This is a genomic window from Halorussus aquaticus (genome assembly GCF_024218795.1).
Lineage (GTDB): Archaea > Halobacteriota > Halobacteria > Halobacteriales > Haladaptataceae > Halorussus > Halorussus aquaticus.
On the sequence record NZ_CP100400.1, the window covers coordinates 577,454 to 604,396 of the forward strand.

At 65.8% G+C, this 26,943-nt stretch carries 28 protein-coding genes, 1 tRNA gene and 1 pseudogene; 17 read left to right on the forward strand and 13 right to left on the reverse strand.

Annotation, left to right across the window (positions count from 1 at the left end):
- The first annotated feature begins 38 nt into the window (after positions 1-38).
- From NGM06_RS03065 to NGM06_RS03075, 3 genes are all read left to right on the forward strand, one after another.
- The gene (locus NGM06_RS03065) at positions 39-1,796 is read left to right on the forward strand and encodes a YcaO-like family protein (RefSeq protein WP_254268885.1); all 1,758 of its coding nucleotides are present in this window, start codon (positions 39-41) and stop codon (positions 1,794-1,796) included.
- Between the two features lie 141 nt (positions 1,797-1,937).
- Positions 1,938-2,885 (forward strand): hypothetical protein, encoded by a 948-nt coding sequence (locus NGM06_RS03070; RefSeq protein WP_254268886.1) that lies wholly within the window; start codon positions 1,938-1,940, stop codon positions 2,883-2,885.
- Positions 2,886-2,992: 107 nt separating this feature from the next.
- Positions 2,993-3,166, forward strand: coding sequence for a zf-TFIIB domain-containing protein (locus NGM06_RS03075; protein ID WP_254268887.1), 174 nt, complete (start codon positions 2,993-2,995; stop codon positions 3,164-3,166).
- Between the two features lie 31 nt (positions 3,167-3,197).
- Here NGM06_RS03075 and NGM06_RS03080 read toward each other — a convergent pair whose 3' ends face one another.
- The 4 genes and pseudogenes from NGM06_RS03080 to NGM06_RS03095 all read right to left on the reverse strand — a co-directional run.
- Entirely contained in the window at positions 3,198-4,325 is a 1,128-nt protein-coding gene (locus NGM06_RS03080) for a DUF63 family protein (protein WP_254268888.1), read from the reverse strand.
- 84 nt (positions 4,326-4,409) lie between these two features.
- On the reverse strand, positions 4,410-4,874 hold the full coding sequence (locus tag NGM06_RS03085) for an Lrp/AsnC family transcriptional regulator (RefSeq protein WP_254268889.1): 465 nt from the start codon (positions 4,872-4,874) through the stop codon (positions 4,410-4,412).
- Positions 4,875-4,965: 91 nt separating this feature from the next.
- A complete protein-coding gene (locus NGM06_RS03090) occupies positions 4,966-5,760 on the reverse strand; it encodes an inositol monophosphatase family protein (RefSeq protein ID WP_254268890.1) in 795 nt (264 codons plus the stop codon).
- Positions 5,761-6,157: 397 nt separating this feature from the next.
- Positions 6,158-7,516, reverse strand: a pseudogene (locus tag NGM06_RS03095) (MBL fold metallo-hydrolase); the annotation flags it as partial.
- Between the two features lie 277 nt (positions 7,517-7,793).
- Here NGM06_RS03095 and NGM06_RS03100 point away from each other — a divergent pair.
- Positions 7,794-7,878 (forward strand) — tRNA-Leu (locus tag NGM06_RS03100).
- A gap of 258 nt (positions 7,879-8,136) precedes the next feature.
- Positions 8,137-8,391: a hypothetical protein gene (locus NGM06_RS03105; RefSeq protein ID WP_254268892.1), complete on the forward strand. Its 255-nt coding sequence runs from the start codon at positions 8,137-8,139 to the stop codon at positions 8,389-8,391.
- Positions 8,392-8,439: 48 nt separating this feature from the next.
- Here the strand turns inward: NGM06_RS03105 and NGM06_RS03110 are convergent, their stop codons facing one another.
- The 3 genes from NGM06_RS03110 to NGM06_RS03120 all read right to left on the reverse strand — a co-directional run bounded on the left by NGM06_RS03110 (position 8,440) and on the right by NGM06_RS03120 (position 10,344).
- Positions 8,440-9,219, reverse strand: a complete 780-nt coding sequence (locus NGM06_RS03110; RefSeq protein ID WP_254268893.1) for a PHP domain-containing protein — start codon at positions 9,217-9,219, stop codon at positions 8,440-8,442.
- 91 nt (positions 9,220-9,310) lie between these two features.
- Positions 9,311-9,631, reverse strand: a complete 321-nt coding sequence (locus NGM06_RS03115) for a HalOD1 output domain-containing protein (RefSeq protein ID WP_254268894.1) — start codon at positions 9,629-9,631, stop codon at positions 9,311-9,313.
- A gap of 53 nt (positions 9,632-9,684) precedes the next feature.
- Positions 9,685-10,344, reverse strand: coding sequence for a helix-turn-helix domain-containing protein (locus tag NGM06_RS03120; protein WP_254268895.1), 660 nt, complete (start codon positions 10,342-10,344; stop codon positions 9,685-9,687).
- Positions 10,345-10,518: 174 nt separating this feature from the next.
- On the opposite strand from NGM06_RS03120, the gene NGM06_RS03125 reads away from it, so the two are divergent.
- The 3 genes from NGM06_RS03125 to NGM06_RS03135 all read left to right on the forward strand — a co-directional run bounded on the left by NGM06_RS03125 (position 10,519) and on the right by NGM06_RS03135 (position 12,734).
- On the forward strand, positions 10,519-11,004 hold the full coding sequence (locus NGM06_RS03125; RefSeq protein ID WP_254268896.1) for a DUF309 domain-containing protein: 486 nt from the start codon (positions 10,519-10,521) through the stop codon (positions 11,002-11,004).
- A 185-nt stretch (positions 11,005-11,189) separates the two neighbouring features.
- Entirely contained in the window at positions 11,190-11,894 is a 705-nt protein-coding gene (locus NGM06_RS03130) for a DUF7344 domain-containing protein (RefSeq protein ID WP_254268897.1), read from the forward strand.
- A gap of 42 nt (positions 11,895-11,936) precedes the next feature.
- Positions 11,937-12,734 carry a M14 family metallopeptidase gene (locus NGM06_RS03135; protein WP_254268898.1) on the forward strand — a complete coding sequence of 266 codons (798 nt, stop codon included), beginning with the start codon at positions 11,937-11,939 and terminating at the stop codon, positions 12,732-12,734.
- Between the two features lie 151 nt (positions 12,735-12,885).
- On the opposite strand, the gene psmA is transcribed toward NGM06_RS03135, so the two are convergent.
- Together psmA and NGM06_RS03145 are read right to left on the reverse strand one after the other, a co-directional pair.
- The gene (gene psmA / locus NGM06_RS03140; RefSeq protein ID WP_163520474.1) at positions 12,886-13,650 is read right to left on the reverse strand and encodes an archaeal proteasome endopeptidase complex subunit alpha; all 765 of its coding nucleotides are present in this window, start codon (positions 13,648-13,650) and stop codon (positions 12,886-12,888) included.
- A 4-nt stretch (positions 13,651-13,654) separates the two neighbouring features.
- Positions 13,655-14,134, reverse strand: a complete 480-nt coding sequence (locus NGM06_RS03145) for an Rpp14/Pop5 family protein (RefSeq protein ID WP_254268899.1) — start codon at positions 14,132-14,134, stop codon at positions 13,655-13,657.
- 226 nt (positions 14,135-14,360) lie between these two features.
- On the opposite strand from NGM06_RS03145, the gene NGM06_RS03150 reads away from it, so the two are divergent.
- From NGM06_RS03150 to NGM06_RS03165, 4 genes are read left to right on the forward strand one after another with little or no spacing between them, the layout of a single operon-like run.
- Positions 14,361-15,527: a BMP family lipoprotein gene (locus tag NGM06_RS03150; RefSeq protein ID WP_254268900.1), complete on the forward strand. Its 1,167-nt coding sequence runs from the start codon at positions 14,361-14,363 to the stop codon at positions 15,525-15,527.
- 48 nt (positions 15,528-15,575) lie between these two features.
- Entirely contained in the window at positions 15,576-17,189 is a 1,614-nt protein-coding gene (locus NGM06_RS03155; RefSeq protein WP_254268901.1) for an ABC transporter ATP-binding protein, read from the forward strand.
- A gap of 50 nt (positions 17,190-17,239) precedes the next feature.
- Positions 17,240-18,364, forward strand: a complete 1,125-nt coding sequence (locus NGM06_RS03160; protein WP_368410506.1) for an ABC transporter permease — start codon at positions 17,240-17,242, stop codon at positions 18,362-18,364.
- Positions 18,361-19,416, forward strand: a complete 1,056-nt coding sequence (locus tag NGM06_RS03165) for an ABC transporter permease (RefSeq protein WP_254268903.1) — start codon at positions 18,361-18,363, stop codon at positions 19,414-19,416. The genes NGM06_RS03160 and NGM06_RS03165 overlap by 4 nt, the downstream gene beginning before the upstream one ends.
- 136 nt (positions 19,417-19,552) lie before the next feature.
- Here NGM06_RS03165 and NGM06_RS03170 read toward each other — a convergent pair whose 3' ends face one another.
- The 3 genes from NGM06_RS03170 to NGM06_RS03180 all read right to left on the reverse strand — a co-directional run bounded on the left by NGM06_RS03170 (position 19,553) and on the right by NGM06_RS03180 (position 21,323).
- A complete protein-coding gene (locus NGM06_RS03170) occupies positions 19,553-20,173 on the reverse strand; it encodes a class I SAM-dependent methyltransferase (RefSeq protein WP_254268904.1) in 621 nt (206 codons plus the stop codon).
- The gene (locus NGM06_RS03175; RefSeq protein ID WP_254268905.1) at positions 20,157-20,867 is read right to left on the reverse strand and encodes an RNase P subunit p30 family protein; all 711 of its coding nucleotides are present in this window, start codon (positions 20,865-20,867) and stop codon (positions 20,157-20,159) included. The genes NGM06_RS03170 and NGM06_RS03175 overlap by 17 nt, the downstream gene beginning before the upstream one ends.
- 126 nt (positions 20,868-20,993) lie before the next feature.
- The gene (locus tag NGM06_RS03180) at positions 20,994-21,323 is read right to left on the reverse strand and encodes a ribbon-helix-helix protein (protein ID WP_254268906.1); all 330 of its coding nucleotides are present in this window, start codon (positions 21,321-21,323) and stop codon (positions 20,994-20,996) included.
- A 122-nt stretch (positions 21,324-21,445) separates the two neighbouring features.
- Here NGM06_RS03180 and NGM06_RS03185 point away from each other — a divergent pair, with 122 nt between their 5' ends.
- From NGM06_RS03185 to NGM06_RS03195, 3 genes are all read left to right on the forward strand, one after another.
- Positions 21,446-21,712, forward strand: coding sequence for a YgaP family membrane protein (locus NGM06_RS03185; RefSeq protein WP_254268907.1), 267 nt, complete (start codon positions 21,446-21,448; stop codon positions 21,710-21,712).
- A gap of 56 nt (positions 21,713-21,768) precedes the next feature.
- Positions 21,769-22,701, forward strand: a complete 933-nt coding sequence (locus NGM06_RS03190; protein WP_254268908.1) for an HhH-GPD family protein — start codon at positions 21,769-21,771, stop codon at positions 22,699-22,701.
- 180 nt (positions 22,702-22,881) lie between these two features.
- The gene (locus tag NGM06_RS03195; protein ID WP_254268909.1) at positions 22,882-24,030 is read left to right on the forward strand and encodes a DNA cytosine methyltransferase; all 1,149 of its coding nucleotides are present in this window, start codon (positions 22,882-22,884) and stop codon (positions 24,028-24,030) included.
- An 11-nt stretch (positions 24,031-24,041) separates the two neighbouring features.
- Here the strand turns inward: NGM06_RS03195 and NGM06_RS03200 are convergent, their stop codons facing one another.
- Positions 24,042-24,710 carry an HNH endonuclease gene (locus tag NGM06_RS03200; RefSeq protein ID WP_254268910.1) on the reverse strand — a complete coding sequence of 223 codons (669 nt, stop codon included), beginning with the start codon at positions 24,708-24,710 and terminating at the stop codon, positions 24,042-24,044.
- Between the two features lie 111 nt (positions 24,711-24,821).
- On the opposite strand from NGM06_RS03200, the gene NGM06_RS03205 reads away from it, so the two are divergent.
- Positions 24,822-25,118, forward strand: coding sequence for a hypothetical protein (locus tag NGM06_RS03205; RefSeq protein ID WP_254268911.1), 297 nt, complete (start codon positions 24,822-24,824; stop codon positions 25,116-25,118).
- Between the two features lie 403 nt (positions 25,119-25,521).
- A complete protein-coding gene (locus NGM06_RS03210) occupies positions 25,522-26,940 on the forward strand; it encodes a serpin family protein (RefSeq protein ID WP_254268912.1) in 1,419 nt (472 codons plus the stop codon).
- Positions 26,941-26,943 lie beyond the last annotated feature (3 nt).

Below are 26,943 nucleotides of genomic sequence, written 5' to 3' on the forward strand. Positions count from 1 at the left end.
GCATCGCGTTTTTCCCGGCCGACTGCGACCGTCCCGGTATGAGTACACCGACCGTCGGACTCGTCGGTACGGGTCCGGCAACTGACGCCGTGACGGCCGCACTCGCCGACGTGCGGGCCGAGACAGTCGAGTGCGACCCGGAGCGCATCGCGGCCGCCGACTTCGCCGTCGTCGTCGGCGCGACCGGTGGTGACGAGTTCGCCGCGGCGAACCGCGCGGCCCGCGACGCCCGAACGCCGTGGCTCGCGGTCGAACTCGGTGGCGTCGGCGGACGCGCGACGCCTGACGTGGACGCCGCGGTCTCCGGGTTCGCACCGGCGACCGCCTGCTGGCAGTGTCTGCGGACGCGAGTCGCGGCGAACCGCGGCGACGCGACCGAGCGTAGTGGCGGAGACGGAAGCGGGGTCGAAATTCCTGCGGCCAGCGCGCGCTTCGCGGGTGCGCTCGCCGGACGCGAGACCGCGACCTTGCTCTCCGGCGGCGAGTCCGCCGCCCTCGGCGGCGTCGTGGAGGTTCCTCACGCCGAGCGAACCCTCCTCCCCGTTCCGGGTTGCGACGTCTGCGGCGAGACGCCGGAGAGCGACTCCGCCATCGACCGCGAGTACGTCGAGACCGAACTGGAGGACGCCCTCTCGCGGGCCGAGCAGGCCGTGGACGAGCGCGTCGGCGTCGTCTCCTCCATCGGCGAGGCCGAGTCGTTCCCGACGCCGTACTATCTCGCGGAACTCGCAGACACGACGGGGTTCAGCGACGCACAGGCCGCCGAGCGGGCCGCTGGAGTCTCCGACGACTGGAACGAGGCGCTGATGAAGGCGCTCGGCGAGGCGCTCGAACGCTACGCCGCGGGCGTCTACCGGACCGCGGCGTTCGAGAGTGCGCGCCCGGCCGACCTCAACTCGGCGGTCGGTCCGGCGGCGTTCGTCGGCCCCGACGGGTGGTCGGACCCCGCGGCCGACGACAGCATCGCGTGGGTCGACGGCGAGAACCTCCGGACGGGCGACCCGACGCGCCTCCCGGCCGAGTTCGTCCACTTCCCGCCGCCGGAGGTCCGGCACAAGCCCTCCATCACGACCGGACTGGGCCTCGGTAGTTCGACCGTCGAGGCCCTGTTGTCGGGTCTCTACGAGGTGCTGGAGCGCGACGCCACGATGCTGGCGTGGTACTCCACGTTCGACCCGCTGGAACTCGCCGTCGAGAGCGAGCAGTTCGAGACGCTCCGGTCGCGCGCCCGCGCGGAGAACCTCGACGTGACGGCGCTGCTGGTCACGCAGGACGTGGACGTGCCGGTAGTCGCCGCGGCGGTGCATCGGGACGGCGAGTGGCCGCGGTTCGCGGTCGGGTCCGACGCCGACCTCGACCCGGACGCCGCGGCCGGGAGCGCGCTGGCCGAGGCGCTCCAGAACTGGATGGAACTCCGGTCGATGGGCGAGGAGGACGCGGCCGACGCCGACGGCGCCATCGGCCGGTACGCCGACTTCCCGGAGGCGGCCCGCGAGTTCGTCGCGGCCGACACCGCGATTCCCAGCGCGAGCGTCGGCCCGTCGGACTGTCCCGCGGGCGCGGCCGAACTCGACGCCGTCCTCGACCGCCTCGCCGACGCCGACCTGTCGGCCTACGCCGCGCGTCTGACCACTCGAGACGTCGAGCAGTTAGGGTTCGAGGCGGTCCGCGTGCTGGTCCCCGAGGCACAACCGCTGTTCACCGGCGAGAGTTTCTTCGGCGAGCGCGCACGGACGGTCCCCGCGGAGATGGGCTTCGAGTTCCGTCCCGACCGCGACCTCCATCCCTACCCCTGAGCGTCCGACCGTCGGCGGACTCCCTCTCTTTTCGCTCTCTCCCTATCCCCTCTGCTCGCTTCTCTTCTCCCCCTCCGGTCCTCGCGGCAATCAGACCCGAAACCGTAACCCACTACAGCGGTCGCCGGACTACGGGGAGGCGTGTACTCGCCGACTCGTCTGGCAGGCTACGCCGTACTGTTGCTCACGCCTGGCGCGTTGCTCGCCCGCGGACTGCTCGCCACCGGTCTCTCGGCCCCCGTCGCCGGTCTCGAAGTCGGACTACTCCTCACCGGGGGCGTCGCGGTGGTCGCCGAGCGAGAACACGCGCTCGAAGCGCCGGGGTCGTACGAACCGGAACGTGAGGACCTGCTGGACGCGCTCGCGGTCGTCGTCGCGGCGGTCGTCACCTACGTCCTGAGCGTCCGCGCCGGACTCGGTCCGGTCGTCGGGTCCGCGCTCGTCGGCCTGCTCGCCGGTGTCTTCGCCACCGAAATCGCGGTTCCGGCCTACTGCGGGTCGTTCGTGGGCATGGCCTCGCCCACCCTGTTTCCGTCGGTCGGCCACCTCGCGCTGGCGGGCCTGCTCTCGGGAGTCGCGTTCGTCGCCGCCGAACGCGCGTTCGCCGGGTTCGGCGGCAAGTTGGGGACGCTGGCGCTGTTCGGGTGCGCGACGACCGCGGTGGTGACCGACGCCACCTACGCCGCCGCCGGGCCGTTCCGGTGGACCAGCGCCGCCCTCGTCGTTCCGGTCGCGGTCGTCGGCGCCGTCGGGGCCGTCGTCCTGAGCGTCCGCCTCGACATGGGTGCAGTCGTCGGGTCCGCGCTCGTGGGACTACTGGCCGGTCTCGTTCTCCCGGCGGTCCCGTTCTGGCCGGGGGAGACGCTGGCGGCGGCCGCGTTCTGCGCGTCGTTCGTCGGGATGTCTTCGACGGACCGACTCGGCGGCGAGGGTCGGGTCGCGCTCGCCGGGGCCGTCTGCGGACTCGTCTTCGTCGCGGTTGCGGCCGCCTTCGCCGGGGCGGGCGGCAAACTGGGGACCATCGCGTTCGTCTCCTGCGTTACGACCTCCGGCGCGGAGACTGCGCTTTCGCGGACGCTGAGGGCCTGAGATTCACAGTTCCGAATGGTTACGCAGGCAAGGTTTTATGCCGCGGCTCGTCGTACGTGCTAACGTATGACGGTATTTATACCGCTCGACTACTCGGGGGTGAGTCGATGACTTCGGAGTACGAACTCGACTGTGCGAACTGCGGAACGTCGCTGACTCGTCGAGAGGTCCCCGCCGAGGCGCTCGGGTTCGGCGCGCCGGACTCGCTGGAGGTGGCGGAGTGTCCCGACTGCGGCGGTCGATACTTCCCCGAGACCGCGCTGGAGCAACTGGAGACGTAGACGGCGGAAAAACAGGGGGTAGCGCAGGGTCTCAGATGCCGAACGTCGCCCGGAGCATGTCGCGGGTGCCCGGACCGAGACCGACCGCGACGATGGCCACGAGCAGCAAGATGGCGTAGCGCGGACTCTCCTCGAATATCTGCTCGTCGAACACCCAGACGACGAACACCGCGGCCACGATTTTCACCACGAGGAAGGGCCACGCGGTGCCGACGAGTTGGATGACCGGTTCGGGGAACTGCTCGCCGACGCCGATGAGCGCGCGGTTGACGGGGTGTTTCGGCACGAGGTCGGCCGGAAGACCGAGTTCCTTCGCCCAGTCGATGCCGACGACGTTGGCCACGCCGTCCACGGCGTGCGCCCAGATGACGACCAGACCCATCTGGCCGGTTCCGCGGTTGACCTCGGGCGCGTAACGCTCGACGGCCTCCCACGTGAGCCACGTGACGAGAGTCGCACCGACGAGGACGACGGCCGTTATCTGCGGGTGGAGGCTCACGTTGTCGGTGGTGAACGCGAGGACGCTCAGATAGCCGACCGTCGCCGCGAGCAGGCCGGTGCCGACGCCCGCCAGCGAGTAGTAGTAGCTCTCGGTCGCGCCCGAGTCCCGGAGCCAGACGCTCGCGAGCAGGGCGGCCAGCGTGATGGCGAACATCGTGAAGTAGATGACCGGGCTGATGATGAGGGTGTTCCACGGGAACGAGATGGCGGCGTCGGCGGCCGACAGGCCGTCGAAGGCGTCTTCGAGGACGCGAAGCGCCCCGCCGAACAGCATGTAGGGGAACAGCGCGTAGAACAGGCCGCGGTCCCGCCCCACGTCGATTCGACGGAGCAGGAAGACCACGCCCAGCAGCGCCAGCAGCATCGTGAGCGCGTAGCCGACCTCCGAGACCAGCGTGTACCCGGGGTAGGCGACCGGTTCGGCCGCGGCCCGACACGCCGCCGCGTCGGTGAGGAACGACACCGAACCGTCCGCGTAGACCGCACACTGGGCGCTCTTGGCGTCTGCGACGACCGGCCCCCAGAAGTAGTGCCAGACGAATCCGTAGTAGACGCGCTCCGGGAAGACGAGTGCGCCGCCGACAAGCGCGACGAACAGCGCCGCGACCGTCCCGCCCCAGAGGCGTTCCGTGTCCATACTCTCGGTTGCGGTGCCCATGTGTCTCACAGCGGAACCGGGCTGTTTTACGGTTCCGGTCTCGCGTCGTTTGAGTTCACGGTCTCGCGCAGTCGGTCGCTCGACTCAGACCTCGCTCCCGTCGATGGGCAGTTCCTCGGTCTCGTAGGGCGTGCCCAAGATGACCATGGTCTGGGACCGGGCGAACCCGTCCATCTGCGCGATGTTGTCGAACATGAGTTCGCGGAGGCGGTCGGCGTCCTGCGCGTACACCCGCATCAGCACGTCCCACGACCCGGTCGTGAGGTGGACCTCCTGCACGCCCGGGACGTCTTCGAGTCGTCCGAGGGTGTCCTGCTCTTGGCCCTGCTCGACCTGCAGACCGACGACCGCCGAGATACCGTAGTCGAGCGCCTTCGGGTCAACCTTCGCGTGGTACCCCTCGATGACGCCCGCGTCCTCCATCCGATTCACGCGGTCGTGGACGGTCGCGCTCGACATGTCGATGCGGCGCGCGATTTCGCTGAACGGCGTTCTCGCGTCTTCTTGTAACGCTTCTAAGATTTCGCGGTCGGTATCATCGAGTTCCATACTCTACATCAGATTCTTTCAGACTAAATATCCTTAGAATTCTTTCCGTCAGAGCCTCGGGGTTTATGGTAATTAATTATACACTTCTGCCTCAGGCGACGGTTTCGAGCGCGCCGAGGAACTGCTCGTGTGCCTCCCCGTTCGAGGCGACGAGGCTCTCGGAGTCGTGTCGCCACGGGTCGCCGTGGCGGTCGGTCACGGTGCCGCCTGCCTGCCGGACCATGTGGACGCCTGCAACGGTGTCCCACGGGTTCGGGTCCACGTTCGTCACCGCGCCTTCCAGCGACCCGGCAGCGACCATCCCGAGCGTGACCTGCGCCGACCCGAACCGCCGGATGTCGGCGAACCGCTCGACGAGTTCCCGGCAGACCTCGGCGTACTCGTCCCGGCGGTCGAAGTCCCACCAGAAGGTCGGTGCGACGGCGAACGTCTCGGGGTCGGTCCGCTCGCTGACCGACACCGCCTCGCCGTCGCGTCGGACGCCGTCGGCCCCCGCGACGAACGTGTCGTCGAGCGCGGGACAGTCGTTGACCGCCGCGACGGGGCCGCCGTCACGCACCGCCGCGACGCTGGTCGTCCAGACCGGAATCGACCGGACGTAGTTGTTCGTCCCGTCGATGGGGTCGATGACCCACGCGTCGCCCTCCTCGGGCACCTCCTTCAACTCGTCCTCCTCCTCGCCGACGATGGCGTCGTCGGGGTACTCCTCGCGGATGACCTCGATGACGCGGCGCTGCGTCCGGCGGTCGGCCTCGGTCACCACGTCGGTCTTGCCGGACTTGGTCTCCACGTCGATGCCCTGACGGAAACTCTCGGCGGCGACTTCGCTCCCCTCGCGTGCGGCGCGCTTCGCCACGGCGAGGCGCTCGTCGGCGTTGTCGGTCATATCGGTTGGTCGGCCGTCCCGGGAAAAGTGTTGTCGGTTCGTCGTCTCTGCGTCGAGTCGGCGACGACGGGGCGCGGACTCCCTACTCCGCCGCCTCCCGGTCGCTGGCCCAGTCGCCCGCTACCTCGCCGCCCGGCGCTACGTCGTCGTTGAGTTTCGCCACGCCGCAGTCGATGCAGAACACCACCGCTCCGCCGTCGTTGGCGGTCCGCCCGTCGGCGTCCGACCGGGAGTGTCGAACGTGGCGGTCCGAGTCGATGTTCAGCGACGCGCCGCAATCGGCGCAGGTCGCCGACCCTCCGTCGCTCGCGGCCGAGGTCCCGTCGCCGGGCGTCGCGTCGGCCGCCTCCGTCCCGGACTCGTGCCCGTCGCGGACCCGAATCGAGTCGGCCGGTTCCACGTCGTAGCCGTGGGCGTGGAACGACCCGAGGCAGTTGTAGAGACCGCGCTCGTAGACGTCGGGTTCCTTGCTGATGCCAACGTGGGAGCCGATTTTGGCGTCGGCCCAGTAGGCGCTGTGGGGTCCCTCGAACAGGCGCTTCAGCAGGCGCGGGTCCACGTCGAGTTTCACCCACCCGTCGTAGTCGTCGGTGTCGGCGTCCGCGACGAAGCGGTAGCCGCCCCCGTCCATCGAGAGTTCGAGGCACACGTCTCCGACCAGCGGGAGGAGGACCGTGGTATCGCTGGTGAAACCGATCTGCTCGCGCTTGTCCTCCAGATTCCGGTAGGCGTAGGGCACGTACGACAGCAGTTCCCCGAGCGTCGGTACCGGGTCGGCCTCGTAGTCGAACTCGCGCTCGGCCAGCACCTCTTCGATGTACTCGCGCTTGGCCTGCTGGTCCACGGGTTCGAACTCGGCGGACTTCTCGCCGGACGCGAGGCTGACGTGTTCGCCCGAGTTGAGGAAGACGCACTCCGAGTCGTCTGGGGCGTGGGCCTCGAAGAACGCCTTGGCCTTCTCCCGTGGCGGGTTCGCGGTGTACTCGTTCAGGTGCGCGAGGTCGCCCGCCAGCACGTACTCGCCAGCGAAGGGCATGTAGTAGTCCGGTTCGAAGAGGTGGAGGAAGTTGAGCGCCAACTCGTGTTTCTCCCGAATCACCCGGTCGCGCTCCCGAATCTTCTCCTCGTGGTCGTAGTTGGTCACGGCCTGCGGATAGAACTGGGCCGCGCTGTACTGGTGACACAGCATGTCGATGTCGCCGTAGTCGCGCTTTATCTTCCGGCAACTCGACTCGGCGATCGGGTAGGGACAGTCGTTGGTGTTGACCAGCGTGAACTCGCCGTTGTCGATGACCGCCATCGAATCGACCTGCGTGGACCCGGTCTCGTCGGCCTTCTCGTCGTACCACGAACAGCCGAAGAAGTTACCGCAGAGTTCCGGGTCACAGCCGTCGGCCGCGAGGACGTTGATGTGCATGCCGTCGCCGAGGTGGGTGCGCTCGCCGTGGGGGAGTTCTGTCACCTCGAACCCGAGGTCCTCGATGGCGTTCGTGAGGTAGTCCCACCGATAGTCGTGGACGAGGACCGGGATGTCCGAGTCCATTCGCTCCAGCGTCGCGGGGTCGAAGTGGTCCGGGTGGATGTGGGAGATGTAGATGTAATCCACGTCGTCGAAGTCCTCCGGTTCGAAATCGGGGTCGGGGTAGTGCGCCCACGACCCGTAGTAGGCCCCGTCCACGAGCCACGGGTCGCACAGGATTTTGGTGTGTTCGTCCTCGACGAGGACGGCGGCAGATTCGAGATACGTGACGTCCATGTGAACGACAGTAGACAGGTTCGCCTATCGTTATACGCTCCCTACGACGGAGTACCCGGTGTGTGGGCCCTCCTCAAACGAGGTCTGTGGGTCACGCCGACGAACGGTGAAACGCAGTTACGGTACGCCTACTGTAGCGTCCCACCAGAACTCGGAATCCGGTCCGACCTCGCTGTCCGACCGTCCGCGACGCCGAGTCCGACACCGTAGGAGGTTTATATACCTACCTCTTTAGGAGAAAACGCCAGGCCGAGACCCGAACGGAGACCGACCGCGTGCGAGGGTAGCCAAGCCTGGCCAACGGCGGCGGACTCAAGATCCGCTCCCGTAGGGGTCCAAGGGTTCGAATCCCTTCCCTCGCATCGCATAGCGTGGCTTTGCCACGTCAAAGATGCAGGAAGACCGCTTCGGAGCGTTCTTCCCTCGCAAAACTGACGGCCCACGCGGGCCCTCGCAACACTTCTGACGGGACACTGACTCGGGAGTCGATACGCTCCCCCCTATCGTCACCGATAGAGCGTCCACGGTCCTGATTTCGTTTTAGAAAGCTCGCGCGCTCGACGGCCGGGACTCCGATTCGCGTCAAGAGCTAACTGCGTGCGACTCGTGACCGTGACTCGATGCACTGGGAACGACGGCGGGACCTCGAAGGCGGCAAGGAACTCGGCATCTGGCTGCTGGTGGACGACGGCGGCGGCGTCGAGCGCGAACTCTACGTCGAGAGCCACGAGTACCGCGGCGGGAACTTCGACGTGTACACGACCGGCGGCGACGACGAGTGGAACCACGAGGGGGAGTTCGAAACCAGCGAAACGGCGTTCGAGCGTGCGCTCGACGTTCTGGAAGCCAGTTCGCATCCAGTAGAAGACGAGTGACGGAATCACCGCATCAGCAGTTTTCGAGCGACCGACGGCCGAGCGAGGTCAGTCGAACAACTGAACTGGTTCCGCTTCGCGCTCGGCGAAGTGGTCCTCGAACGCTCGCTTCCGGTTCCGAATCTCGTCGGGCGCGTGCGAGTCCGACCCCGCGACGAACGCCACGCCGCGCTCCCGGAGCGCCGCCCGGAAGTCGGGCGCGGGGTGGTACTCGCCGTAGTCCCGGAGGACTCGCCCGGCGTTGAGTTCGGGGACCGTCCGCGACCCGCGGAAGGCGTCGGCGACGAGTTCGTGGTGGTCCGCGGTGGTGTACCCTCGGAGTTCGGGCGTTCGCTCGGGGAGGTCCACGTGGGCCGCGACGGCGAACAGTTCCGACTCGACGAGGTCGGCGAGTCGCTCGTAGTAGTCGTCGACGAACGCCCGGCGCTCGCGCTCAGAGAGGTCCGCGAAGGGCGCGCTCCGCTGGACGTTCGTCCCCGCCACGCGGTGGACGCTCCCGACGGCGTAGTCGAAGTCGGCTTCGTCCAGAAACGAGACGATGTCGCCCTCGTCGCGGGGGTCGTAGTCGAGTTCCACCGCGTCGAAGATTCGGAGGTCGTACTGCTCGCGGAGCGACTCGATGGCCTCCCGCCGGAGCGGGTAGGTCCGGTCGAGGTTGATGCCGTACTCGCGCTTCTCGCGCTGGAGACCTTCGCGTTCGGCGACGTTGCAGTGGTCGGCGAACCCGACCGCACGAAGTCCAGCGTCGGCGGCGGCGTCGAGCATCCGCGGCATCTGCGTACCGTCCGAGTAGTTCGAGTGGACGTGGTAGTCGTGGACGACGGACACGACTGTTCGTTCGTTCGCTACCGGCGTATCTGTTGGGGTCGTCGCGAACTCGGAGTCGGTCGCCGCGGACCCGAGGCCGGTCGTTGCGGAGTCAGTGGCTGTCACCGCCGTCCGTGACGACCACCAGTCCGGTGTCGTCGATGTGTACGCGGTAGTCCGCGTAGACGAACGTAATAGAGATGTCGGCGTCCCCGTCGTTCCACGGCGGGTCGAACAGTTGGTTCAGCGCGTCCGCGTCCACGGCGTCGTAGAGCGGCGGCAGGGACGTCACGTCGTCGGTTCGCTCGAACTCGGTGTCGCGAACGACTGCCGTGATAGCCGAGACCACCGCTTCGCTCGCGGTCTCGCCGGGGTCGGCCCGATACCGGAGTTCGTCGGTCGAGACGCCAACCGAGTCCTCGCGCTCTCCCATACCGGCAGATGAACGACGACACGTGAATCCGCCCACGTTGAATGGCCAACGATTTAAGTGTCGCTCGGCCCGTCGAGAGTGCTTCGGACGAGACCCGTCTGCCCGCGCCGGAGTCGCGCCGACAGCGCTTGGTCGGAGATACCGAGGTCGTCGGCCAGTTCCGACAGCGTCGTCCGGCGCGGCACGTCGAAGTATCCGGCGTCCAGCGCGTGGACGAGTGCTTCCCGTTGGGAGGCGGTGACGTCGTACTGCCGTCCGTCGGCGGTCTCCCCGCCTCCGTCGTAGATGCCGACGAGTCGGAACGCGAGGTCCCGCTCCCGACAGGCGTCTCGAAAGGCGAACAGCGCGTCTCTGTCCGGAACGCGGGCACGAATTCGAGTCTCCTCGCTGTCGGCGGTCACGTCGAGGAACACGATGTCGTGTTTCGCGGCGACCGAGTGGGTCGTCCGCTCGCCGGCGGACTCCGAGAGGGTCACGCGGTAGAGTCGCCGTTCCCCGGAGTCCCCGAGTACGCTGTACTCCGTGGCGGTCGCGTCCGCTTCGACGCCCGACTCGAACGCCTCGAAGTCGTCGCCGCTCGCCCAGAAGACGAACCGCTGGCGGCCGTCGGGCGTCTGTCGAACGTCCTCGGTCTCCAGTTCTATGCCGGGCACGCACGCTCTCGCCTCGCGCAGTATCGGGTAGCGGACCGAAAACTCCGCCACGAAACTCATTATCGGGGCGTAGAAATCGGACTTAAATATCACTTTCGTAAGTAAACTTTCAATTGTTCCGTCCCACTTCGGTCTCGGCCTTCCTCGACCTGTGTGGCGTCGGCTTCCGCTACTCTCCGCTCTGCTGACCAACCGTCCGACGACGTTACCCGGCTACGGGCCCACGTAGCCGACATGGACGAACACACTCGCGACGAGTCGGTCGGACCGCCCAGAACGGGAAGTCCGACGGGGTGGCTTCCGGCGGAGGGCCACTGGCGGCACGACACGCTCCGGCGGGCGACGGCCCACGGCGTGCGTCTGTTCAACGCCGGTGAGTTCCACGAGTCGCACGACTGCTTCGAGGACGCGTGGTACAACTACGGGAGCGGCACCACCGAGTCGAAGTTCTGCCACGGGATGGTGCAGGTCGCGGCGGGCGCGTACAAGCACTTCGACTTCGAGGACGACGGCGGGATGCGGTCGCTGTTCGACACCGCGCTCCAGTACCTCCACGGCGTTCCCCGGGACTACTACGGCGTGAACGTACTGGACGTGCGCGAAACGACGACGCGAGCGCTCGACGACCCCTCGGCGCTGGAGGGGTGGCAGATAGAACTCGACGGGCGAACCCCGACCGCAGACGACTCGGACTTCGCCTACGCAGAGTCCTTGGAGTGAACGACGGCCGGGTCTCTCGTAGACGCTCTATTTACGGCTCTCGGTGCCTCTGTCGCCCGATTTCACTCCCGTCTCGGTTCCGACAGGCAGTCAATTCGAATCGACAACTTATATTGCTTCCCCGTCGATGGTGTAGTCAGAGTGGTCTTCGACAGCGCACGCGACACCCCACTGGAGGTCACGACATGACTACGACCGACACCCACCCCGACGACACGGCCGACGAACCGTGCGGTCCCGAGCGCGGCGTTTCACTCGACGCCACGTTCGCCGCGCTCGCGGATCGGGAGTGTCGGGACCTGCTTCGGCGACTCGCCGAGAGCGACGACGAGACGTTCCTCGTGACGGACCTCGCTGCGCGACTTATCGAGAGGACCGAGAGCGACGACGCGACCGGCGACGCCGAGACGCGACTGACGGCCCGCCTCCACCACACCGTACTACCGAAACTCGACGACGCGGGACTGGTGGCGTACGAGACCGACCGCGGACTCGTCCGGAGTTGTCTCGACTCCCGGTACGCGGCGATGGTCGAGAGTATCGCCGCGTTCGAGTCGGCCGACCGACCGGTCTCGCTCGACACGCTGTTCGAGTTGCTGGCCGACTTCCGCCGCCGGACCGCCTATCTCAAACTCCTGCGACACGACGACCTCTCGTTACCGGACCTCGCCGACGAGGTGACGGTCGCCGAGCGCGGCGAACCGCTCTCGAACGTGGACCCGGACGACGTGTTGCGAGTTTACCTCTCGCTGTACCACACGCACGTCCCCAAACTCGCGGACACGGGTCTGGTAGCGTACGACCAAGAGGACGACTACGTGGCGTTGACCGACGTCGGCCGGGCGCTCGAATCCTCGACGCGCGCGCTGTGCGAACCGTCCGACGACTGAAAGTCGAAACCCTCAATACGTAGCGTTGCCCCTTTTTCTCCGATGCGAATCGAGCAGTTGGGCGAGGGTACGCCCGAGATTGCCGTGGTCGCCGGGATTCACGGCGACGAACCGTGTGGCGTCCGGGCCGTCGAGCGAGTTCTCGCCGAGTCGCCCGCGGTCGAGCGCCCCGTCAAGTTCGTCGTGGCGAACGAGGCGGCGCTGGAACGCGACGTCCGGTACGTCGAGGAGGACCTGAACCGTGCGTTTCCGGGCGACCCAGACGCGGACACCCACGAGCGACGGTTGGCCGACGCGCTGGCACGCGAGGTGAGAGACTGCACCACGCTGTCGCTGCACTCCACCCAGTCGTACGCCGACCCGTTCGCGCTGGTCGATACGGTCGATGCGGTCGCGCGCTCGGTCTGTCCGTACCTCCCCGTCTCCGTCGTCGTCGAAACCGGGGCCGAGAGCGACGGCAGACTCATCGAATACCCCCACGTTATCGAGGCCGAGTGCGGTTTGCAGGGGTCCGACGAGGCCGCCGACAACGCCGTGGAACTCGTCCACGGATTCCTCGAAGCGACCGGCGCGCTGGCCGACGCCGAACCGGTCGCGGGCGAGGACCGCGGCGAGGTCGAGGTGTTCGACCTCGGCCGCCCAGTGCCCAAGAACGCGGCCGACGAGTACGAGGTGTTCGCCGAGAACTTCGAGCGCGTCTCGGCGGGCGAGGCGTTCGCCGCCGCCGACGGGCGAGAACTGGTCGCCGAGGAACCGTTCCATCCGGTCCTGATGTCGCCGTACGGCTACGAGAACGTCTTCGGTTACCGCGGCGAACGCGTCGGCGTCCTCGACGTGTGAGGGTTCCTGCGGTACGGTTTTTCTGCGAGTACGGCGTTTCTGTGAGTGAACATCTCAGTTACTGAAAAGTCTCGACGATGTTCTCTCTGCGAACACGTTCTGCGGAGACGTAACTACCGAGTCGTCGAAAACCGCGGGAAAGAAGGGCCGACTACTCCTCTTCTTCTTCCGGTTCGCCGTCGTCCTCGCCGCCGAGCAGGCCGAGTTCGGCGAGGTACTCTTCGGTCTCGTCGTTCGAGAGTTCCATGAACTGCTCGGTTTCGGCGTCCACGGTGGCGATGCCGACGCCCTCGGGGGTGAGTTCGTCGTTGACGGACCCGAGCGCGCGGAGCGCGAGTTCGATGCCGCCGTCGAGGTCCATCGCTTCGGCGTAGTTGTCTTCGAGGTACTCCTGCAGTTCGCCGCGGTCCGCGCCGACTGCGAGGGCCTTCCACTCGTAGGGCGTCCCCGAGGGGTCGGTCTCGTAGAGGCGCGGTTCGCCGTCCTCGATACCGCCGATGATGAGCGCGACGCCGAACGGGCGCGCGCCACCGACCTGCGTGTACTGCTGGATGTGGTCGGTGACCTCTTTGGTCAGCGTCTCGACGCCGATGGGTTCGCCGTAGCGCAGGCGGTTGACCTGCGTCTGCTTCCGGGCGAAGTCGATTAGCTGGCGGGCGTCGGCGACGTGGCCCGCGGAGGCGATGCCGATGTGGTCGTCGGCCTTGTGAATCTTCTCGACACTGGTCCGCTCCATGAGTTCCGAACGGATGCGCTTGTCCACCGCGAGCACGATGCCGCCTTCCGTGCGGATACCGATACTCGCCGTGCCGCGCTTGACGGCCTCACGGGCGTATTCGACTTGGTAGAGCCGTCCGTCCGGGGAGAAGATGGTAATCCCACGGTCGTAGGCCTGCTGTTGGGCTTGTCCCTGCATAGTATCACTCGAAATCGAGTTCCGTCGCGCCCGCGAACGCGCCGTCGGTTCGCACGTCGAGGAGTCCGTCTCGCTCGACGGCCGACCGCTGGGCGTCCCCGAACACGACTTTTCTCTCGTCAGGAAATTGGCCGTCTGCTCCTAAATACTTTTCTTCACAGGCACGGACCGTACCGCTTATACCGCGGACGCGAACGCCGACGTGGTCGTTTTTCACTTCGTCGATGCAGGCAAGCGCGGCCCGTGCCTCGTCGGCGTGTCCGTGTCGGGCGCGAACGATGGCTTCCCCGGTGCCCTCCCCGAACTCGAACTGGAGGACCTTGAGGTCGGCGTCGGCGCTCCCAACGTCGCCCAGCAGGTTCTGGGCAGCGAACCAGATGCTCCGTTGGAAGTCCCGGCGGTCGAAGTCGGCGTCCGGCCACGCTTCGAGTCCGACGGCGAGGTAGCGCCATCTGGGTCGAAGGTGCTTCGGGAGATGCTTCATCGGGTAGTTGGCGGCGATTGGTCGCGCGGTGGCTTGAAAGGTGGGTTTCTCGGGTGTGACTACCGCGGACAGGACCGGGGGACGCCTTCTGCGCGTCCGAACGCTGTTCTCTGAGGAAACAGTGAAAGAAACCGGTTGCCCGGTTTATCACTCATCGGCATAGTTCAATTTTAAAAGGTAATTATTTACCCTCGTACAAGTAAATGGCTCTTGAAGAGGCATGGACATGGGTAACATACTCGCGGACGACGACTCCGAACCGACGCACAGCCAGAAATCGACCGCGACCGGTCCGAACCGTCGCGCGCTCCTCAAGTCGGGGGTCGCTCTGGTCGGCGGCGCGGCGCTCGCCGGTTGTACCGGCGGACAGGAGGGAGACACCACCACGACCACCACCGAGTCGGGTGGGAGCGGCGAACCGACGAACATCGCAATCATATCGAGTCCCGCCGGGTTCGGCGACAAGGCGTTCAACGACTTGGCCCTCGAAGGCCTTCGGAACGCCGCACAGAACGCCAACATCAACATCCAGCAAGTAGAGGAGACCGACCAGTCTCAGTACCGGACGGTTCAGTCGCGACTCGCCGAGAGCAGTAGTCCGGACTACGACCTCGTCGTGCTCGTGGGGTACAACCACACGCAGGCGCTCGAATCGAACGCCTCCCAGTACCCCGACCAGAAGTGGATGCTCATCAACGACTACGTCGACCAACCGAACGTCGCCGGGTACACGTGGGCGAACCACGAGATGTCGTTCCAAGCGGGCGTCCTCGCGGCCACGATGACGACTCGCGAACTGTCTCACGCGGGCAACTCCCTGAACCCGGACAACGCCACCGTGGGTTTCGTCGGCGGCGTCGACGGCGCGCTCATCAACGCCTTCGAGCGCGCCTACAGGGCGGGGGCCAAGTGGGTCAGCGAGGACGTCAGCGTGAAGGTCGGTTACATCGGCAACTACACCGACACCCAGACCGCGAACAACATCGCCAGTTCCCAGTACGACGCCGGTGCGGACATCGTCTACCACGCCGCCGCGGCGGCCGGTCAGGGCGTCTTTCAGGCCGCACAAGATGCGAACCGCTTCGCCATCGGGGTGGACGCCGACCAGTCGAAGACGCTCCCCGACTATCAGGACGTCGTCATGGGGTCGGCAGTCAAGTTCATCAACAAAGGGACGAGGGACGTGGCGACGGCCGTCGTGAACGGCAACTGGGACCAAGTGAACGGTCAGAACGTTCTCGGACTCGAAGAGGACGCCGTCAAACTGGTCCTCGGGCAGGCCGTCGGGCCGAAGCTCCCCGACGTGGTGAAACAGAACCTCCAGAAGTCCAAGCAGGCCATCGTGAACGGCGACGTCACCGTTCCGTGCAGCGCCTCGGGCTGTCAGAACTGACCCGACCACCTCGCCGTTATTTATGATACGAAATCACACACCATGGCCATGAGCGACACACGGATGCCAGCCGTCCGACTCGACGGTATCACCAAGCGATTCGGCGACGTGGTGGCGAACGACGCCGTCGATTTCTCGCTCGAACCCGGGACCGTCCACGCGCTCGTCGGCGAGAACGGGGCCGGGAAGACCACGCTGATGAGCGTCCTCTACGGTCTCTACGCCCCCGACGCGGGCGACATCTTCGTCGACGGCGAGCGCCGGGAGTTCGACTCCCCGCGGGACGCCATCGACGCGGGCGTCGGGATGATTCACCAGCACTTCCAACTCGTGGACACCATGACGGTCGTCCAGAACGTCGTCCTCGGTCACGAACCGTCCGCGAACGGACTGGTGGACGAGTCGAGCGCTCGGTCGGACATCGAGGACATCTGTTCGACTTACGGCTTCGACGTGGACCGGTATCTCGACTCCCGGGTCGAGGAGTTGGGCGTCGGCGTCCAGCAGCGCGTGGAAATCGTCAAGAGCCTCTACCGCGGGGCCGACGTGCTGGTCCTCGACGAACCGACCGCGGTGCTGACGCCGCAGGAGGTCGAGGGCCTCTTCGACGTGATGGCGGAACTCACCGACCGCGGCCGGTCGCTCATCTTCATCACGCACAAACTGGACGAGGCGCTCGAAGCCGCCGACGAGATAACCGTCCTGCGCGACGGGAGGGCGGTCGGCACCGTGGCCGCGGCCGAGACCTCCCGCGAGGAACTCGCGCGAATGATGGTCGGCCGGGACGTGCTGTTCGACTACCCGGAGCGCGACACCTCGCCCGGCGGCGTCGCGCTCTCGGTCGAGGACCTCCGGGTCCGCGACGACCGCGACCTCGAACAGGTTCGGGGCGTGGAGTTCGACGTCCGCGAGGGCGAGGTGTTCGGCGTCGCGGGCGTCGAGGGGAACGGACAGGCCGAACTCGTCGAGGCGCTGACCGGCCTCCGCGACGTGGAGTCCGGCACCGTCACCTTCGACGGGTCCGACATCACGGAGACGAGTCGCCGCAGTCGCATCGAGTCCGGTATCACCTACGTCCCGGAGGACCGTCAGGAGGAAGGACTGGTGCAGGACTACGACCTCGTCAGGAACGCGCTGCTCGGGAACCAGACCGTCGAACCGTTCGCCAGCGGTGGTTTCATCGACTGGCGGACGGTCCGGGACCACGCCGAGGACATCGTCCGGGAGTACGACGTGCAACCGCCGAACGCCGACGCCGAGGCGTCGTCGCTGTCGGGCGGCAACCAGCAGAAGTTCGTTGTCGGTCGCGAACTCGAACACGAACCCGACCTCGTGGTCGCCTCACACCCGACCCGAGGGGTGGACATCGGGAGCATCGAGTTCATCCACGAGCGCCTGCTCGACATGCGCGACGAGGGGATGGCGATACTGTTCGTCTCCTCCAAACTCGACGAGATTCGGAAGCTCTCGGACCGCGTCGCGGTCATGTACGAGGGCGAGTTCGTGGACGTGGTGGACCCCGACGCCGTTACCGAGCAGGAACTCGGCCTGCTGATGGCCGGGCGCACGCTCGACGAGACCGACGAGACAGTCGAGTCAGAACGTCCTTCGGCCGCCGACGAGAGCGCCGAGTCCGCCACCGACGGAGGTGTCGAACCGTGAGCGGCGACACCGGCCGCGGCCGCGCGGCCCTCGACCGGGCGGCCGACCGCATGCTCCGCGCGACGGTGCTGGAGCGGTTCGCCATCGCGGTGGTCTCGACGCTGCTGGCGCTTCTGCTCGGAGCGGTCATCGTGGCCGCGTCGGGCTACGACGCGGTGGAGTTCGTCTCCTCGTTAGTCTACGGCGCGTTCGGAACCACCTCGAACCTCGCGTTCACGCTCCGCCAGTCCACGATGCTCATCCTCGCGGGCGTGGCGGTCGCCGTCGCGTTCCGGGCGGGCGTGTTCAACATCGGCGTACAGGGTCAGTTCGTCGTCGGCGGGTTTGCCACCGCGGTCACGGTCCTCTTCCTCGCTCCCCACCTTCCCGGCGGCGCGGTCGGCGGGGTTCTGCTGCTGGTGTTCGGGACTCTCGCCGCCGTCGCGGCCGGTGGGGCGTACGCCGCGTTACCGGGACTGATGAAGGCCTACGCCGACGCGAACGAGGTCATCACGACCATCATGCTCAACTTCATCGCGTCGGGCGTGGTCTTCTTCGTCGTCGACCGCTACCTCCGCCCGGCGGGCGCGGCCGCGCCGAACACCGAGACGTTCCCCGAGTACGTCTCGCTCCCGTCGGTCGTGTTCGACAGCGCGTCGTTCTCGGTCGTCGGACTCGGCGTGGCGCTGGTGACTGTCGTCGTCGTCTCCGTCGTGATGACCCGCACCCGATTCGGCTACGACCTCGTGACTAGCGGTTATCAGAAATCCGCGGCGGCCTACTCGGGGGTGAACCCCGAGCGTAACGTCGTCGCCACGATGACCTTCTCCGGCATGGTGGCGGGCCTCGCGGGCGCGATGTTCACCATCATGATTCTGGGCTACTACAGCGACCCCTCGACGTTCCCGCGGTTCGGTTTCGACGCCATCGCGGTGAGTCTGCTCGCGGCGAACAACCCCCTCGGCGTCGTGCCAGCGGGTCTGCTGTTCGGCGGTCTCGACGCGGGCGGGCAGTACATCGGCTTCACGCTCGACGTGCCGCCGGAACTGGTGGACGGCGTGGTCGGTCTCGTCGTGCTGTTCGTCGCCACGCCGGAACTGTTCCGGATGGCCGGTCGGCGCACCGGTCTCGGGGGTCGAGACTCGTCGGAGTCCCGACCGACTCGGACGGAGTCCGACGGAGGTGACGGAGAGTGAGCGTCGCCGACTACGCCGCGCGAAACCGACTCAGAATCGGCGGGACCGCGATTGCGCTGGTCCTGCTGGCGGTCCTCGCGGCGCTGTTCGACCTGCCGGTGGCCGACCTGCTGACCGTGGGGATGGCCGAGCGCGCGCTCCGGGCGGCGACGCCCATCGCGCTGGCGGCCATCGGCGGTCTCTACGCCGAGAAGAGCGGCGTCTTCAACATCGGACTGGAGGGGTTCATGATATTCGGCGCGCTCGCGGCCGCCGGGGCGGCGTGGCTCTCGGCCGGGAGCGGGTCGGTCACGCAGGCCGACCTCTGGGTCGGCGTCCTCGCCGCAGTGGCGGTCTGCACGCTGCTGACCGCGATGTTCGCGGTGCTGACCATCCGGTACGAGGCCGACCAGATAGTCGCGGGGCTGGCGGTGTGGTTCCTCGGTCTCGGGTTCGGCCCGTTCACGGCGACGGTCATCTGGGGCGGCGTCTCCAGTCCCTCGCTGCCGAACATCGACAACCTGACCGTCCCGGTGCTGGCGGAGATTCCGGTCCTCGGCCGGTTACTCTTCGACGCCTCGCCGCTGGTGCTGTTCACCGTCCTCCTGACCGGGGTCGCGTGGGTCGTCCTCTACCGCACTCGCTACGGCTACTGGGTGCAGGCCGCGGGCGAGAACCCGGAGGCGCTCGACACCGCGGGCGTGGACGTGAACCGGGTGCGGTACGCCGCGGTCGTCTTCTCGGGCGCGATGGCGGGCCTCGGCGGCGCGGTCCTCTCCATCGGCATCGGAAGCGGGTTCACCGGGACTGGCGTGACGATGGTGGACGGCCGGGGCTGGATAGCCATCGTCGCGTACCTGTTCGGCAACTACAACCCGCTGGGCGCGTTCGGCGCGTCGCTGCTGTTCGGCGCGACGGACATGCTACAGGTCCAGTTCCAGACCGTGGGCATCTCGCTGCCGGGGAGCATCGTCGGCCTGTTCCCCTACGTCGCGGTGCTGGTCGTGCTGACGCTGGTCGGGTACACGCGAGTCCCGTCGGCCGTCGGGGAGCCGTACGACACGGAGGAGTAGCAACCGAACTCCGTTTTCGGCCGGGGAGATGCCCGGAAATCGACACCGATTTCGAAATTTCTCTGAGCGCCGATGAGTATTCAGACGGTTCCCGACGACGTGACGCGCCTTCGGCCGCGAAAATCGAAACAGTCGATTACGCTTCCGTCGATTCGCCGCGCTCGGCCACCAGCACGCCAACCTGCTCGTGAACGCGCTCGACCGCAGTCAGCGCGAATCCGGCCTCGGTCATTACGTCCGCCAGATGGCCCACCGTCGAGGGGTCGTCCACTTCCGGACTGTAGAACGGTTCGTCGGGGTTGGGTTCGCCGAAGAACATCACGTCGCCCAGCACGAACTTCCGCGGCCCCAGTTCCGCGATGGCCTCGATGGCCTCGCGCTTCTCCTCGTCGCTGAGGTGGTGCATGGCGAAGTTCGAGACGACGATGTCGGCCTCCTCCACGTTCGGTTCTCGAAAACGCCCTTCGCCGAACTCGACGTTCTCGATGCCCTGCTCCGTCGCTTTCTCCCGCGCTCGCTCCATCATCCCCTCGCTGATGTCGCGGCCGATTACCTTCTCGGCGTCCTCGGCCAGCGCCAGCGCGATGGCCCCAGTGCCGGTGCCGAGGTCGGCCACGGTGTCGCTCTCATGGGGGTTCGCGTGGTCCACGACCAGCGAGACGGCGGCGCGGTACTCCTCGGTGTCGTTCTGGCTGTCGTCGTACTCGCCCGCTACCTCGTCGAAGCGCGAGGCGTGTTCCTCAAGGCTCTTCTTCATATCTGCCGCGTTTGACCCCCGGTGCAATGAACGCGTCGGACATGCGCTCGCGGTTGCGCTCGGCGAGGTCGGCCCACGCCCGGAGGCCCGCGCGAATCTGGTCGGCGGAGAAGCCGATGGTCTCGCCCACCGCGACCAACTCGCGGGGTGCCCGCAGTTGGAGGTGACTGGTCGGGTTCGCGCTGACGACGTAGGGCGCGTCGTACTTCACGACTATCTCCCGGAGTTTCCGGAGGTCTTGCAGGGCCTGCACGCGCGGCCCGCCGTCCGACCGGAGGACCCGCGAGAGGTCGAACTCCACGTGGACGTGGTGTTCGACCGCGGCCTTCGCCAGCACGTGGTTGAAGTCGCCGCGGCCGCGCATCGGGTGGGCCAGCACGTCCACGCGGTCGGACTCCACCGCGAAGCGATTCAGCGCGTTGGTCCCGCCGTGGAGCGCCAGAACCGTGTGCTTGGGTCGGTAGTTGCCGACGTGTCCCGACGCGGTCTCCGGGTCGTCGGCCCGAATCTCGATGGCGTCCACCACGTCCACGCCGTACTCGTCGGCGATGCGTTCGGCGTCGTACTCGCCGGTCGCGTCGCTGTGGTTGCGAACGACGACGCCGTCGAAGTCGTACTCGGCGGCGGTGGCCGCGAAGCGCGCGACGGTGCTGTCGCCGTCGGGGTAGGCGTGGACGCCCTCGTAGCGTGGCATGGTGGACTGTACTCTCGTCGCGTGTGTTCTCCCGGCCGCGTTTTGGGTCTGTCCCTTCCGTTCCGGCGACCGTCGCCGTCGCTCGCGGAAACTGACCGACAGAGAAAACGCCGACGGAGAGCGCCCTCAGAACTGATATCGTCGGTCGTCCTTCTGCTGTTGCTGGGGGAACTGGTTCCCGCCGGTCATCTCGTCGTAGGTCATCCCCGAGAGGTACTCGTCGTAGGTCACGTCGTACTCGCTCCGGAGGTGGAAGGTGAGGTTCCCCGTCTCGACCGCGCTCTGGAACAGCATGTGGACCGCCCGCCGGAGGAGTTCGTCGGTGTCGTCCGGGTCGAACGCCGCGTTCAGCATCGCCAGTTCGTTGCGGGTCTCGCGGTCGAGCGACACCCCGACTTCGTCGCCGAGGTCGGTGTACTCGTCCTCGATGTCGGCCTGCAGGTCGTCCAGACTCATGTCGGGAGCGTCGCGCGTGAGGCGGAAACGCCTTTCGACCGCCGTCCGCGTTCAAGTGTCGCAGTTGCGACCGACACTCACCTTCAAGTGTCGCGGCGTCGTCCCGTGGTTCGGGGTCACACATGCAGAAGAACGTCGGAGGACTCGACGAGGGGATTCGAATCACGCTCGGACCGCTGCTGGTGGTGCTCTCGATAGCGTCGCTGCAGGGAACCGTCCGTCTCCGCCCGGCGGTGACGGCTGGCGCGCTCGCGGTCGGCGCGATTCTGACCGTCACCGGCCTGACGCAGACGTGTCCGGCGAACGAGGCGATGGGTCGCGACACGCGCCGTCCGAGCGAGAACCTCGGCGAACAGGCCCGAGCGGTCCGGGAGCGCGCGCTCCAGTAGCCCGGAGACGAACCGAACCGCCGTCCCTTTATCCGCGTCGTCCCTACACCGCGCCAATGAGCGAATCGGACGACGCCGACTACTCGCTGCCCGACGACCTCCCGGCGGTCCGCGACGCACTCGTCTCGTGGTACGAGGCCGACCACCGGCAGTTCCCGTGGCGCGAGACGGACGATGCCTACGAGATTCTGGTCTCGGAGGTCATGAGCCAGCAGACCCAACTCGGCCGGGTCGTCGAGGCGTGGGAGGCGTTCCTCGACAGGTGGCCGACTCCGGCGGCCCTCGCGGACGCCGACCGCGCCGACGTGGTGGGGTTCTGGACCGACCACAGTCTCGGCTACAACAACCGCGCGAAGTACCTCCACGAGGCGGCAGAGCAGGTCGTGACCGAGTACGACGGCGAGTTCCCCGAGTCGCCCGACGAACTCCAGAATCTGATGGGCGTGGGTCCCTACACCGCCAATGCCGTCGCCTCCTTCGCGTTCAACAACGGCGACGCCGTGGTGGACACCAACGTCAAGCGCGTCCTCCACCGCGCCTTCGACGTGCCCGACGACGACGCCGCGTTCGAGGCCGCCGCCAGCGAGGCGATGCCCGACGGCGAGTCGCGGGTCTGGAACAACGCCATCATGGAACTCGGCGGCGTCGCCTGCGAGCAGACGCCCAAGTGCGACTCGGCGGGATGCCCGTGGCGCGAGTGGTGTCACGCCTACGAGACCGGCGACTTCACCGCGCCGGACGTGCCGACCCAGCCGAGTTTCGAGGGGAGTCGCAGGCAGTTCCGCGGAAAGGTCATCTCGATTCTGAAGGAGTACGACGAACTCCCGCTCTCGAAACTCGGCCCCCGCGTCAGGGTCGATTACGCGCCGGAGGGAGAGTACGGACGCGAGTGGTTGGAGGGCCTCCTGAACGACCTCTCGGACGACGGACTGGTGGACGTAGAGCGCGGTGACGCGAACGACGAACTCGTCGCCCGCCTCCGTCGATAGACCAGTGGAATCCGTATTCGGCGTGGATCGTTCACTTTCACTGCGGTTTATCAATCCTTTTTACTAGCGGCGATGTACGAAACCCACAGCCTCCAAAAATAGATAGCTGTAACGCGGCGTAGAACCGATGATAACAGGCAATCACAACTTCAATAAGGAGCCGGTCACATCACTATGCCGATGAGCAAGACGCCGTACAAAGTGGTCGATTTGTTCAGCGGTGCGGGCGGTTTCTCTCTTGGCTTGGAAGAACCCGAGCGCCTCAACGGACTCGGAAACCTCGATTACGAGGGGCTTGGTTTTGAAGAAAATGCCTTCGAGACGGTACTCGCGGTCGAGAACGATGACAATACGGCGGAAACGTTCCGCCGCAACTTCGAAAGTGAAGTTATCGAAGGAGATATCCGGGAAATCGAGTCCTTTGCGGAGTGGAGCGATGCCGACATCGTTGTCGGGGGGCCACCGTGTCAAGGATTCTCTAACTTGAACAAGACGAAAACAGCGGAACTGGAGGACGAACGGAACACGCTTTGGCGTCACTTCATGCGGGCCGTCGAAGAAATTGACCCCGACGTATTCCTCATCGAGAACGTGCCTCGGTTCCTGAAATCGGCACAGGGCGCTCGCGCCGTGGAAATCGCAGAGAACCACGGGTACACTACGGTGGTGGACACGCTGTGGGCACACGAGTACGGCGTCCCGCAGAAGCGGAAGCGCGCCTTCGTCATCGGGAGCAAACTCGGCGTCCCTTTCTTCCCTGAACCGTCGGGCGAATCCGAGCGCACTGTCGAAGATGCATTTGGCGATCTCCCGAAAGAACCGACGGGTGACAACTGGCACGTTTCCCGTCAACACGTGACCGACCTTAGCAAGAAACGGATGGAACACGTACCGCCAGGCGGGAACCGGACGGACATCCCGAAAGAACTCTTACCAGATTGCTGGATAGACAAACGGGGTGGCACGGATCTGTTCGGGCGGCTGTGGTGGGATCGGCCGTCTGTCACTATTCGAACCGAGTTCTACAAACCGGAGAAGGGACGGTACCTGCATCCGGAGGCAAATCGCTCCATCACTATCCGCGAGGGGGCACGGCTACAGACCTTCCCTGACGATTTCGAGTTCGTCGGGGCGCGGACCCGTGTCGCGCCCCAAATCGGAAACGCGGTCCCACCGAAACTGTCGTACCATCTGGGCCAGGCGATCAAAGATCACTTCGAAGGCGAGGAGAGCCAGATTATTCCAGATGCAGATACTGAACACGAAGTGTTCGAGAAATCGTTCCGCATCGGCGAGGAGAAACAGGCTCAGTTGGCGTCCTTCGACTGACGCAATCAAGTTCAAGAGTCTTCTATCTGGCCGCCGCGCCGACGGTTCGCGATGTTGTCCGACGCACTCTTCCCGTGATGGCATTCGTTACACAGCGTACGGAGATTGTCGGGATCATTTACGGCGTCTGAATTATCGTAGTCGACGAACGACTCGATATGATCCACTTCCATGTACCGAACATCCGGATGATGAGCATCGCGACCGCAGATTTCACAGTTGCTCTGCCGTTCTAACTGCTCGTATCGCGTTTGTGCCGAGATACGGGACTTTTCTTCGATATCGCGTATCTCTACCACGAAGTAGTCGTTTTGCCCGAGTTCACTCCGCGTTCTGGTACTGTCGATTACGAAACCTTCTTGGTTCCGGAGTTCACGGACTCGGCGGGCATACTCGCTGATACCGCTGATCTGGGCGAGTCGCTCAGACCGGACCGGTTCCCCAATTTTGTCCCGGAGATACTCTCGTATTCGGCCTTTACCACTCGACTCTTGGAAGATAGCCGCGTACAGGTCCGGCTGGTGGTCGTTCAACTCGTCTATCGCTTCCATGTAGTTCGCAAAGTTATCTTCCCAGTTCTCGCGGGTCACTTCCTCAGGGTCTATTGCCTCCAATTCGTCCACGACCGTTTGCGCTTTCTCCAATACATCATCGTACGCGCTCTCCAGTTCCTTCGGCATCCAATCGGGCTGAAATCCTAAGCTATCACGAACCTTTGTTACTATATCTTGTATATCGTTACGGAATTACGTAACAAGCAACCAAGAAACGTCAGCAGTTACATAGCAGTAATGGAACTGATTGCTGTCAGTAAAGCCCTGTCTAACGAAACACGGTTGCGACTGCTGAAACTTATCGCGGAGGAACCCGGCTCGGCAACACGTCTCCACCAACGGTACGTCGACGAATACAGCGACCAGAAACACCGGGAAAGCATTTATCGTGCTCTCGAAACCCTCGTCGACGCAGAGTTACTTGTGAAAGAATACCAGAAAGAGGCGGGACTGATTTACCACCTCGCTCATGAGCAGATCGTAGTTGAGCTTCCGACGGGGGACGTTACTCCACTCTCGACGGATGTTCTGTGAGCGGGCAGCAAGGTTTCTCGTCGAAGCGGAACGGTGGAGCAATCGGCGAACAGCCACTCCCGAATTTAGCCTGTGAACCGCCTCGTACTGAAGCATCCGGTAAGTAGGATTGTTCGTTTTAACTCCCTCTATTCGTACTTGGACTTTTTGACTACACAATTTGACCTATAAACGTTCTATAGCGTACGTAAGCGTCACAACCGCCTCATTCCGTTCTCGACGGGAGCACCGAACGCTATTTCTTTGTTCGGCGGTTCGTTGGCGGTCTACTGAAGAAATGAGGCACAACGCCGACGCTGAGACGCAGTCAAACTCCGACGCCGACGAGGAGTCCTCCGCCGTAACTGAAGCGCCCACTTCAGCCTACAGAAAGCGTTTATCCCGACCCGTGGAACGTCCGGCCATGACCCTCCGACGCCGCGAAACCCTCGCTCTCTCTGGTGCTTTCCTCGCCGGACTCGCTGGCTGTACGGGAAGCGACGACCCGCAGACGACCGGCGAGACTCCCGCGAACGAATCGCCGACCGACGAGACGCCCGGGACGACCACCGGAGAATCGCCCGGTTTCGAGGACCTCGACGCACCGCCGTTTCCCGAAATCGACCCGGTGACCGACCCCGAAGTCCCTGAAGACCTGCTCGCCGACCAGATTCGCGGGAACGCCGCGTTCGCGCTCGACCTGCTCGCGGTCCTGCGCGACCAGCGGGACGACCCGAACCTGTTTCTCTCGCCCTACAGCGTCTCGGTCGCGCTGGCGATGACGTACGCCGGTGCCCGCGGGAGTACCGCCGCGGAGATGGCCGACGCGCTCCACTTCGTCCTCGACCGGGAGAACCTCCACGGGGCGTTCGCGTCGCTGGACGCCGAGTTCGAGCGACGAAACGCCGACGGACAGGAGGCGAGCGGCCGGGTGATGACCGAACGCGAAGCGGACGCGGGTCCGGCCTTCGAGTTCACGACGGCGAACAGCGTGTGGGGACAAAAGGGGTTCCCCTTCCGCGAGGCGTTCCTCGACCTCCTCGACGCGTACTACGGCGCGGGCCTGCGACTCGCCGACTTCTCGGGCGACCCCGAGGCGGCCCGGAAGCGAATCAACTCGTGGGTCGCCGACAACACCGGAGACCGCACCGAGGACCTGCTTCCGCGGGGGTCCATCGACGAGGCGACTCGCCTCGTGCTGACCAACGCCGTCTACTTCTCGGCGCGGTGGCGTCTCCCGTTCTCCGAGGACGAGACCGAGGACAGGGCGTTCACGTCGCTCGGCGGTTCGACCGCACAGGTCCCGACGATGCACCAGTCCGTCGAGACTCAGTACGCCCGAATCGACGGCCACCAACTGGTCGAACTCCCCTACGCCAACCGCCAGACGAGCATGGTCGTCGTCCTCCCCGCCGAGGGCGAGTTCGCGGCCTTCGAGGAGTCGCTGACGGTGGACCGACTCGCCACCATGCTGGACCGGACCAGCGACGCGCTGGTGGACCTCGCGCTCCCGAAGTTCGAAGTCGAGTCGTCGTTCAGTCTCGTAGAGGCGATGCAGTCGCTCGGCGTGACGGAGGCGTTCACGCCGTCCGCGGACCTGACCGGAATGAGCGAGGCGGCGGGCGAGGACCTGTTCGTCGCCGACGTGGTCCACCAGAGTTTCGTGTCGGTGGACGAGCGCGGCACCGAGGCGGCGGCCGCGACGGCCGCGATAATCGCGGAGGACGCCCCACCCAAGCAGGTCGAGATGACCGTCAACCGGCCGTTCCTCTTCTACGTCCGGGACCGCCCGACCGAGACGCCGCTGTTCCTCGGGCGCGTAACCGACCTCTCCGGCGGGTGACCG

Bases quoted from the DNA above. Each gene is read 5' to 3' on its own strand.
- NGM06_RS03065 (WP_254268885.1), top strand. From the start codon at position 39: ATGAGTACACCGACCGTCGGACTCGTCGGTACGGGTCCGGCAACTGAC.
- NGM06_RS03075 (WP_254268887.1), top strand. From the start codon at position 2,993: ATGACTTCGGAGTACGAACTCGACTGTGCGAACTGCGGAACGTCGCTG.
- NGM06_RS03080 (WP_254268888.1), bottom strand. From the start codon at position 4,325: ATGGGCACCGCAACCGAGAGTATGGACACGGAACGCCTCTGGGGCGGG.
- NGM06_RS03085 (WP_254268889.1), bottom strand. From the start codon at position 4,874: ATGGAACTCGATGATACCGACCGCGAAATCTTAGAAGCGTTACAAGAA.
- NGM06_RS03090 (WP_254268890.1), bottom strand. From the start codon at position 5,760: ATGACCGACAACGCCGACGAGCGCCTCGCCGTGGCGAAGCGCGCCGCA.
- NGM06_RS03105 (WP_254268892.1), top strand. From the start codon at position 8,137: ATGCACTGGGAACGACGGCGGGACCTCGAAGGCGGCAAGGAACTCGGC.
- NGM06_RS03115 (WP_254268894.1), bottom strand. From the start codon at position 9,631: ATGGGAGAGCGCGAGGACTCGGTTGGCGTCTCGACCGACGAACTCCGG.
- NGM06_RS03120 (WP_254268895.1), bottom strand. From the start codon at position 10,344: ATGAGTTTCGTGGCGGAGTTTTCGGTCCGCTACCCGATACTGCGCGAG.
- NGM06_RS03125 (WP_254268896.1), top strand. From the start codon at position 10,519: ATGGACGAACACACTCGCGACGAGTCGGTCGGACCGCCCAGAACGGGA.
- NGM06_RS03130 (WP_254268897.1), top strand. From the start codon at position 11,190: ATGACTACGACCGACACCCACCCCGACGACACGGCCGACGAACCGTGC.
- NGM06_RS03135 (WP_254268898.1), top strand. From the start codon at position 11,937: ATGCGAATCGAGCAGTTGGGCGAGGGTACGCCCGAGATTGCCGTGGTC.
- psmA (WP_163520474.1), bottom strand. From the start codon at position 13,650: ATGCAGGGACAAGCCCAACAGCAGGCCTACGACCGTGGGATTACCATC.
- NGM06_RS03145 (WP_254268899.1), bottom strand. From the start codon at position 14,134: ATGAAGCATCTCCCGAAGCACCTTCGACCCAGATGGCGCTACCTCGCC.
- NGM06_RS03150 (WP_254268900.1), top strand. From the start codon at position 14,361: ATGGGTAACATACTCGCGGACGACGACTCCGAACCGACGCACAGCCAG.
- NGM06_RS03155 (WP_254268901.1), top strand. From the start codon at position 15,576: ATGAGCGACACACGGATGCCAGCCGTCCGACTCGACGGTATCACCAAG.
- NGM06_RS03160 (WP_368410506.1), top strand. From the start codon at position 17,240: ATGCTCCGCGCGACGGTGCTGGAGCGGTTCGCCATCGCGGTGGTCTCG.
- NGM06_RS03170 (WP_254268904.1), bottom strand. From the start codon at position 20,173: ATGAAGAAGAGCCTTGAGGAACACGCCTCGCGCTTCGACGAGGTAGCG.
- NGM06_RS03175 (WP_254268905.1), bottom strand. From the start codon at position 20,867: ATGCCACGCTACGAGGGCGTCCACGCCTACCCCGACGGCGACAGCACC.
- NGM06_RS03180 (WP_254268906.1), bottom strand. From the start codon at position 21,323: ATGAGTCTGGACGACCTGCAGGCCGACATCGAGGACGAGTACACCGAC.
- NGM06_RS03185 (WP_254268907.1), top strand. From the start codon at position 21,446: ATGCAGAAGAACGTCGGAGGACTCGACGAGGGGATTCGAATCACGCTC.
- NGM06_RS03190 (WP_254268908.1), top strand. From the start codon at position 21,769: ATGAGCGAATCGGACGACGCCGACTACTCGCTGCCCGACGACCTCCCG.
- NGM06_RS03195 (WP_254268909.1), top strand. From the start codon at position 22,882: ATGAGCAAGACGCCGTACAAAGTGGTCGATTTGTTCAGCGGTGCGGGC.
- NGM06_RS03200 (WP_254268910.1), bottom strand. From the start codon at position 24,710: ATGCCGAAGGAACTGGAGAGCGCGTACGATGATGTATTGGAGAAAGCG.
- NGM06_RS03205 (WP_254268911.1), top strand. From the start codon at position 24,822: ATGGAACTGATTGCTGTCAGTAAAGCCCTGTCTAACGAAACACGGTTG.
- NGM06_RS03210 (WP_254268912.1), top strand. From the start codon at position 25,522: ATGACCCTCCGACGCCGCGAAACCCTCGCTCTCTCTGGTGCTTTCCTC.